A 7,890-nucleotide genomic window follows, 5' to 3' on the forward strand; every position below is an offset into this window, starting at 1 on the left:
ACCGATGAAAGAAAAGATTTTGTTAGTGGACGGCTACAACATGATTGCCTTCTGGCAGGAGACCCGCCAACTCTTTAAGAAGAGTGAGCTGGATGCTGCACGAACGATCCTCCTAGAGAAGCTGAGCCACTATGCCAGCTTTGAAGGCATTCGCGTAATTTGTGTCTTTGATGCCCAATACATGCCAGGGATTCGCCAGACCTATGAAGAATTTCAGGTCCAAGTGGTCTTCACAGCGGAGGAGGAGACCGCCGATGACTACATTGAACGTCTGGCAGCAGAGCTCAATACACCCCTTCATCAAGTATCAGTCGCGACGAGTGACTTGAATGAGCAATGGACGGTCTTTGCTCAAGGAGCACTTCGTGTTTCGGCGCGGGAGCTGGAGAAGAGAGTTGCCGTTGTCAAGGCCGACTTGAACCAGGCGCGAGGAGCCGTCAACGATCAAAAACCACCGATACGGCCTTTTGACCAAGAGGGCCTACGTCAACTACAAAAAGAGATGGGAGCAAGTAAATGACCTTTAAAATTTTAACAGATTCAACTGCAGATTTAGATGAAAGATGGGCACAGGAGCATGATGTAGAGATCGTCGGTTTGTCAATCCAAATCGATGGGGCTCATTATGAGACAGTGGGTCCAGACAAACTCACCAGCCCCCAATTATTAGCAGAGATGCAAAAAGGTGCTAAACCAACGACCAGTCAGGTCAATGTTGGGCAATTCCAAGAGATTTTCAAAGGTTATGCTCAACGAAAGGAAAATCTCCTTTATATCGCCTTTTCTTCAGTCTTGTCAGGGACCTACCAGAGTGCGGTCATGGCAAGAGACTTGGTCCTTGAAGACTACCCAGAAGCTGTGATCGAAATCATCGATCCAAAGGCTGCGGGGATTGGAGAAGGGTACTTGTCTATGCTAGCAGTTGAGGCGCGTGATGCAGGTAAGAGTTTGGATCAAGTTAAGGAAGAACTGATGGAAGTGGCTCCTAAGTTGCGGACCTATTTCTTGGTGGATGATCTCTACCATCTGATGCGCGGGGGACGACTTTCTAAGAGTTCAGCTATCGTCGGAAGTTTGGTGAACATTAAGCCCCTTCTTTGGATTGATGAAGAAGGCAAGTTAGCCCCTATAGCCAAAATTCGTGGACGTAAAAAAGCCATGAGGGAAATGCTCTCACTTATCCAGGAAGATATCGGCCACAGTACAGCTTTGGTTTCTTACACGGATGATCTAGCAGGAGCAGAAGAACTCAAGGCACAATTGTTGGAGAATCCAGCTATCTCCCAAGTCTTGATTATGCCACTAGGTCCCGTCATTGCTGCCCACGTTGGTCCTAATTCTCTCATCGGCTTTGTCATAGGAAAAGAAAATCGCAAATAATTTTTCAAATCGGTTGACTTTTATTTGAAAAATTTGATACAATAGTAGGCGGTATTGTTTACCCCATTTGTAAGGCCCCGGAACCTTTCAAATAACTCGCGGACCGGAACATCCGCCCTGTAAACAAAAACGATATTCATAATAGGAGAAATCATGAACAAAACTACATTCATGGCTAAACCAGGCCAAGTAGAACGCAAATGGTACGTTGTTGACGCAACTGATGTACCTCTTGGACGCCTTTCAGCAGTTGTTGCTAGCGTGCTCCGCGGAAAAAACAAACCAACATTCACACCACACACTGATACAGGTGACTTCGTAATCGTTATCAATGCTGAAAAAGTTAAATTGACTGGTAAAAAAGCAACTGATAAGATCTACTACACTCACTCAAACCACCCAGGTGGATTGAAATCAATCTCTGCTGGTGAACTTCGTTCTAAAAATGCAGTTCGTTTAATCGAGAAATCAGTTAAAGGTATGCTTCCACACAATACTCTTGGCCGCGCTCAAGGTATGAAATTGAAAGTATTCGTTGGAGCTGAGCACACTCACGCTGCACAACAACCAGAAGTTCTTGATATTTCAGGACTTATCTAAGGAAAGGAACAATAAAGTATGTCACAAGCACAATATGCAGGTACTGGACGTCGTAAAAACGCTGTTGCACGCGTTCGCCTTGTTCCAGGAACTGGTAAAATCACTGTTAACAAAAAAGATGTTGAAGAGTACATCCCACACGCTGACCTTCGTTTGGTCATCAACCAACCATTCGCAGTTACTTCAACTGTAGGTTCATACGACGTTTTCGTTAACGTTGTAGGTGGTGGATACGCTGGTCAATCAGGAGCTATCCGTCACGGTATCGCTCGTGCCCTTCTTCAAGTAGACCCAGACTTCCGCGATTCATTGAAACGCGCAGGACTTCTTACACGTGACTCACGTAAAGTTGAACGTAAGAAACCAGGTCTTAAGAAAGCTCGTAAAGCATCACAATTCTCAAAACGTTAATCAATACGATTATATCAACGTTTACAGACATTCAAGAATTATTTCTTGGATGTCTTTTTTGTTTCAAAAAATCAAAGTTCACCCCAAAATTCACCCCATATTCACCCCATCAATTTTTTAAACTACGAAAAGCAATATCACCTACAGTCTGATTGACTTTATCTTTGATATTAACGTAAGTTTTTGTAATCTCTTTATCACTATGAGTAAGAGCTTCTGAGAAGGCTTCAAGAGAAACACCTGCTTGTTTAGCAAGAGTAGCACCAGTATGTCTTAGTTTGTGTGGTGATGCTGGTGCTAATTCGGGATGTCTTCGTCTGACTGATTTCATCTTGATAAAACTTAAAATTTTTCTAATTATAACGAAGCATAGTCAAAAAGCTATGACCTCTATATTCACAAAAAAATCCAGACCAATACTAGTCCAGATTTCTTGTCTATTAAACATTCTTTTCAAAGAATGGAAGAACGGCTGTAACGGCTTTGTCAACGCAATTATTTAACTGTGAGAATCCGACGCACATAAATTTTAAATGGTGTCTCAGTCACATTTAAATTTATGAGACGCTTAGACGTTAGGCTTTCAATTTGTCAAATTTTGCTTTGACATTTGCCTTGAATTCTTCAAGTTTAGCCTTGCGTTCGGCTTTACGTTCAGCATTCATTTGTGCACGTGCCTGGTTGTAGAGGTCTTCTTGGACTTGCAGAGCTGCTTCGATTTCGGCTACGACGGTTGCTACATCCCAACGCACGATTTGGGTGTCGTACTTGGTGAAGTAAGCATCGATGACTGCTTCGTTGTTTTCTTGCACCAAGGCGACAACGGCTGTTTCGCCGTCGATCAATTTTTGAGACACAACGTCAATCAAGCCAGCTTCTGCCGTATCAACGGTATCACCAGCAGCCAAACCATAGAGGCTGCCAATACCATAACCAAACAAGACGCCGATAGGACCACCCAAAAGCCCGATAACTGCACCGAGCAAGCCACCTTCTAGGGTTGCATCCGTCGTTGAATCTTCAAAGTCATAGCGTTCTTTTTCAACGATGTGACCGTTTTCATTTTTGACCAAGGCGATTTGAGCAACCTTGGTCGTCTGAGTTTGGCGGAAAGCCTTCAAATCCGCAAAGGACTGATAAGCTTCGCTTTCAGTGTTAAAGACTGAAACTACTAGGTTTTCCATAGTTAGTACCTCTTTTCTAAATATATACTTTCATTATAATACAGTTTCAATCACTTTTCAATCATTTTAGTGCGACATTTTAATTGATATGTCGCGTTTATCAGCGTCAAAGAACAGTTTCAGGCAGCGGTATATCTTTGCCATATCCCAGCCCAGACACTCTGGCGACTCTGAGTGATTATCAAGAAAGGCGTCCAGCAACATCTTAAAGCCTCCCGTGCAAAAAGTAAATAAATAGTGTTTTTCCTGTATGCCTGTCACACGGCTAAAAGACCGCTTGACCAAATCTTCCAGAAAATTATAGCAGATATTATGTACCAGCTCTGTGTAGCGAGTCTGATGAGCGTGCCGAATCACATCGACACTTTTATAGAATCTGCCAACTGTTTCCTTATGGTCGAATCCTTGAAAGAAGTCGCTTTATTCGTCGGTCAAGACAATTAATTTGGCTGGTGCAACTGATTCGCCAAGCTATGAACAAGCAATTATTACCTTTTGAAAGCAAAAATGGCAATTATGAAGGTGAAGCTACTCAGGTCTTAGTTCTTCTATCCAATTACTATGCAGACAAAAAACTATTTGATGAAAATACAGATGAATATGGAAATATCTTGATTTTAAAGGATTCATCCATCATTTCTAAATTATCGGCTATCCCAGATTTATTAAAAAGGGGATCTAGTAGGTAACAATAATATCGAATATATCAAAGTACGCAATATTAGGATTTCTTCAGAGGTTGAGTTAGAGTCAGATGTTGATGGGGATAAGTCGGATAATCTGCCAATAGATATAAAAATACTAGAAAACAGGCTTGAAAAAGGCTCGTAAAGCTAGCCAGTTCTCTAAACGTTAATTCGTTGCTGGACAGCAGAATACAAACGAAAACACTTTGCATCTTGCAAGGTGTTTTTTTCTATGAGAACTGGCGGTGCGCAATTAGGATAGCTCTAGCGACTTTAGTCGCATAGAGATATGCTATGCACAGTTGCCTCAAGAAAACAATGCTTCTTGGTCCACCCTGTTAGACAAGCTTCAAAACCAAGGAATCCAACAGATTTCTCTTGTAGTTACAGATGGCTTTAAGGGGCTTGAGCAGATTATCAGTCAGGCTCACCCATTAGCTAAACAACAATGTTGCTTAATTCATATTAGTCGAAATCTAGCTAGTAAAGTGAAACGAGCAGATAGAGCGGTTATTCTGGGGCAATTTAGAATGATTTATCGTGCTGAAAATTTAGAAATGGCAGGACAAGCTTTAGAGGACTTTCTCGCCGAATGGAAACCAAAGTATAGGAAAGTCATGGAAAGTCTGGAGAAGACGGATAATCTTTTAACTTTTTATCAGTTTCCCTACCAGATTTGGCACAGCATGTATTCGACAAACCTCATTGAGTCTCTTAACAAAGAAATCAAACATCAAACGAAAAAGAAGGTTCTTTTTCCTAATGAGGAGGCTCTGGAACGTTACTTAGTTACGTTGTTTGAAGATTATAATTTCAAGCAAAGTCAACGAATCCATAAAGGGTTTGGTCAATGTTCTGATACACTTGAAAGCTTATTTAATTAACACTCCGTAACTCTACTTAAGTGTTTACACATAATTATTTACAGTATCAAAAAATAAAGTATATTGTTTTCATCATAATATAATTAAATATCAGTATAGAGAATTTTATCTATATATCAGATATCAGCAATTGCTTTTGCTGTCATTTTTCGCTACAATAGTTACAAGGAGGAAATAAACATGTTAAAAGAAGTATTAAACGTCGCAAAAGTTGCGAAAAAATCATCTCTCTTCTTAGGAGGGGTAGCATTTGGGACGCTTGGCTTGAAAGTCTTAGCAAGTAAAGAAGCTAAGAAAGGCTATTCTAAGGCCTTGGCTAAAGCTTACAAATTGAAAGATGGACTGGATGCATCTGTTTCTGTTGTAAAACAACACGGTGATGATGTTTTACAAGACGCTAAATATTTATACGAACAGGAAAAGAAAGAAGAACAATTAGATAGCCTGACAGGTGAATAATATGTCTTTTAAAGTGCTACACAGAGGATATCAACATATCCGATTATCGTCCTCGTTTTCACTGACCTTGGATATTCAAGATTATCTTCGTTCCTTGGCTAAAGATGAAAAAGGGATCGACTCTATTCAGTTTTATATGGATCAGCAGCACTTTACTCTACGTATGAAAGAAGGCTTCTCTGTATTAGAAAATGCAGAGGCCTTTTTAAAAAAAATTGACAAGGGGAAAGTTTCGGACTTGATGACTCTTCCCATTCGTAGAGAAGAGAGTGCTTATTCAATTGTATCGGGTGCAGCGATTAAGCGTTTGCTGTTTCGAAGTTTTGTACCCTACCCTATTCGTTATATTTGGACTTGTTATCAGGCTTTGGGTTATGTCAAAGAAGCCTATCAAACTTTAGCGCGCAAGGAACTAACCATGGAGGTCTTGGACTGTTCGGCCATTTTGTTGTCCTTGTTTATGAACCAATCCAAGACAGCTAGCAACATCATGTTTATGCTTGATTTGGGTAATCATCTGGATCAGTGGTCTTTAAAAAAAACAGCAACAGATTTGGAACAAAGCCTTCTTGCTAAAGAAAGTGATGTTTTCTTAGTGCGGGGAGACATGGTCATCAGCATCAAGAGTTCTGATGTTCAAGTAGGTGATGTATTAGTTGTCTCCCAAGGTAATGAAATCTTGTTTGACGGCCAAGTGGTTTCAGGATTAGGCATGGTCAATGAGAGTTCCTTGACTGGAGAGAGCTTCCCTGTTGAAAAGAAAGAGGGAGATTCTGTATGTGCGAATACTGTTTTGGAAACAGGAGAGTTAAGAATTCGTGTGACTGATAATCAGATAAACAGTCGTATTTTGCAACTCATCAATCTGATGAAAAAATCTGAAGAGAGTAAGAAGACAAAACAACGTCATTTTATTAGGATGGCAGACAAGGTTGTAAAATATAACTTCTTAGGTGCTGGTTTGACTTATCTGTTAACAGGTTCGTTTTCAAAAGCCATTTCCTTTTTATTGGTGGATTTTTCATGTGCTCTAAAAATATCCACACCTGTAGCCTACCTTACGGCCATAAAGGAAGGTCTAAATCGAGAAATGGTTATTAAAGATGGTGATGTATTAGAAAAATATCTGGAAGTGGATACTTTCTTGTTTGATAAAACGGGTACCATCACGACGAGTTATCCTTTGGTTGAAAAGGTTCTTCCTTTCGGAGATTATACTGAGAAAGATATTTTAAGAATAAGTGCATGTTTGGAGGAACATATCTATCATCCTATTGCCAATGCAATTGTTAAACAAGCTGAAATTGAAGGCATTGAACACGAAGAAATGCATGGCAAGCTTCAGTATGTTGCAAGCAAAGGGATTAAATCGCAAATTGATGGTCAATCGGTTGTCATTGGAAATTATGTACTAATGCAAGACGAACAGGTAAGAATTAGTTCTGAGCAGCTGGCCTTGATTGAGCAATATAAGACTCATTACAATTTATTGTTTTTGGCTTATAAGAAAGAATTAATTGGGATGTTTTGTATCCACACTCCCTTGAGAAGCGAGGCGAAAGTTGCATTGAAAAAGCTAAAGCGCCAAGGGAAAAAACTGATTCTGGCAACTGGTGATACGTTGGCTAGAACAGAAGAGTTGGTTAAAGATCTGCCATTTGACAACGTTTATACTGATTTAAAACCAGATGGTAAGTTTCAGTTGGTTCAGGAATTACAGAAAGCTGGCCGAACTATTTTGATGGTTGGAGACGGGTTAAACGACTCTGCTGCCTTGACGCTTGCAGATATTGGGGTTGTGATGAATGAAAGTGCTGATATTTCTAAGCAGATGAGTGATATTTTATTATTAGATAATCGTTTAGATTTCTTCGAGGAATTGAATTCTTTATCTGAATCGTTGCAGAAATTAATTCAAAGAAATATTCAAGAAACAGTTGTAATAAATGGAAGTTTAATTGGATTTGGGTTGTTAAATTGGTTAAGCCCATCTAATCTTTCGATATTGCACAATCTGACTACTTTAAGAATCGTCCTTCGTAGTCTTTCTATTAAAAGTAGGTAAGAGACCGAGAAGCTGAGGTTATAAAAACTAAAAGGAGTTGTCTCATTTGAGAATAACGGCTCTTTGTCAACTGTAGTGGGTTGGTGGAAAATTATACCCTGGAGAGGACCAAATTGGTTCTCTCCTTTTAAATATTGAAAAAACCATTGGCAGTGGACATACTTTAAGACTATATATTTCTGAAACTAGTTTCACAATACAAATATTGACATGCAATTATT

General features: G+C 39.9%; 8 protein-coding genes and 3 pseudogenes. 9 read left to right on the forward strand and 2 right to left on the reverse strand.

Annotated features, from left to right (window positions below; translation table 11 throughout):
* Window positions 1–4 precede the first annotated feature (4 nt).
* From ABT997_RS09445 to rpsI, 4 genes are all read left to right on the forward strand, one after another.
* On the forward strand, window positions 5–520 hold the full coding sequence (locus ABT997_RS09445; RefSeq protein WP_006595602.1) for an NYN domain-containing protein: 516 nt from the start codon (window positions 5–7) through the stop codon (window positions 518–520).
* Complete coding sequence (locus tag ABT997_RS09450) at window positions 517–1,380, forward strand: DegV family protein (RefSeq protein ID WP_155125085.1); 864 nt, start codon at window positions 517–519, stop codon at window positions 1,378–1,380. Before ABT997_RS09445 ends, ABT997_RS09450 begins: the two co-directional genes overlap by 4 nt.
* A gap of 153 nt (window positions 1,381–1,533) precedes the next feature.
* Complete coding sequence (rplM, locus tag ABT997_RS09455; protein ID WP_002876943.1) at window positions 1,534–1,980, forward strand: 50S ribosomal protein L13; 447 nt, start codon at window positions 1,534–1,536, stop codon at window positions 1,978–1,980.
* 18 nt (window positions 1,981–1,998) lie between these two features.
* Window positions 1,999–2,391, forward strand: a complete 393-nt coding sequence (gene rpsI, locus ABT997_RS09460; protein ID WP_000075973.1) for a 30S ribosomal protein S9 — start codon at window positions 1,999–2,001, stop codon at window positions 2,389–2,391.
* Between the two features lie 109 nt (window positions 2,392–2,500).
* On the opposite strand, the gene ABT997_RS09465 is transcribed toward rpsI, so the two are convergent.
* Together ABT997_RS09465 and ABT997_RS09470 are read right to left on the reverse strand one after the other, a co-directional pair.
* On the reverse strand, window positions 2,501–2,722 hold the full coding sequence (locus ABT997_RS09465; protein WP_002893762.1) for a tyrosine-type recombinase/integrase: 222 nt from the start codon (window positions 2,720–2,722) through the stop codon (window positions 2,501–2,503).
* Between the two features lie 244 nt (window positions 2,723–2,966).
* Complete coding sequence (locus tag ABT997_RS09470; protein WP_350019233.1) at window positions 2,967–3,575, reverse strand: DUF1269 domain-containing protein; 609 nt, start codon at window positions 3,573–3,575, stop codon at window positions 2,967–2,969.
* Window positions 3,576–3,925: 350 nt separating this feature from the next.
* On the opposite strand from ABT997_RS09470, the pseudogene ABT997_RS09475 reads away from it, so the two are divergent.
* The 5 genes and pseudogenes from ABT997_RS09475 to ABT997_RS09495 all read left to right on the forward strand — a co-directional run.
* Window positions 3,926–4,069 (forward strand): annotated as a pseudogene (locus ABT997_RS09475) (IS982 family transposase); the annotation flags it as partial.
* A 3-nt stretch (window positions 4,070–4,072) separates the two neighbouring features.
* Window positions 4,073–4,406: pseudogene (locus ABT997_RS09480) on the forward strand (diacylglycerol/lipid kinase family protein); the annotation flags it as partial.
* Between the two features lie 148 nt (window positions 4,407–4,554).
* Window positions 4,555–5,145: pseudogene (locus ABT997_RS09485) on the forward strand (IS256 family transposase); the annotation flags it as partial.
* Window positions 5,146–5,325: 180 nt separating this feature from the next.
* A complete protein-coding gene (locus ABT997_RS09490; RefSeq protein WP_002893755.1) occupies window positions 5,326–5,604 on the forward strand; it encodes a DUF6110 family protein in 279 nt (92 codons plus the stop codon).
* 1 nt (window position 5,605) lies between these two features.
* Window positions 5,606–7,669, forward strand: a complete 2,064-nt coding sequence (locus ABT997_RS09495) for a heavy metal translocating P-type ATPase (protein WP_002893754.1) — start codon at window positions 5,606–5,608, stop codon at window positions 7,667–7,669.
* Window positions 7,670–7,890: the final 221 nt, after the last annotated feature.

Source organism: Streptococcus australis (assembly GCF_040226615.1).
Taxonomy (GTDB): Bacteria; Bacillota; Bacilli; order Lactobacillales; family Streptococcaceae; genus Streptococcus; species Streptococcus australis_E.